1 protein-coding gene is annotated in these 419 nt (G+C 70.6%); it reads right to left on the reverse strand.

Translation table 11 applies throughout. The annotated features are described in order from the left end of the window. Positions 1 to 178: 178 nt before the first annotated feature. A partial coding sequence (locus ASG67_RS14115) for a YitT family protein (RefSeq protein ID WP_200940808.1) occupies positions 179 to 419 on the reverse strand: 241 nt, incomplete at its 5' end.

Consider the following 419-nt stretch of genomic DNA (forward strand, 5'->3'; position numbering starts at 1 on the left):
TGTCGGCGATGTCGTCGCTCGTGAGCGAGAAGGTCGGCACCTCGCCGAGCCGTGCATAGGGGTCGTAGGTCCAGTCGGACATCCGGGTCTCCGTTCGAGGGGGGCGCCCGCGAGCGCGGGTCGCGACCAGCCTACGAAGACCGCGGCGGCGATCCAGGGCTTGCGGAGGAGACGCCGATCACGACCCCAGGTAGCGTCCAGGCCGGTGGTTGAAGGCGAGCACGAGGTTGAGGACGACGACGCCCGCGGCCGAGATCAGCACGTTCACCGGCGGCACCACCAGGAGCGCGGCGGCGATCACGCACGCGTCGAGCGCCATCATCACGTAGCCGGCCCGCCAGCCCAGGCGCTCCTGCGCGATCAGCGCGACGATGCTGAACCCGCCCAGGCTCGACCCGTGCCGGAACAGGATCAGCAGC

It is taken from the genome of Sphingomonas sp. Leaf339, from assembly GCF_001426195.1.
Lineage (GTDB): Bacteria > Pseudomonadota > Alphaproteobacteria > Sphingomonadales > Sphingomonadaceae > Sphingomonas.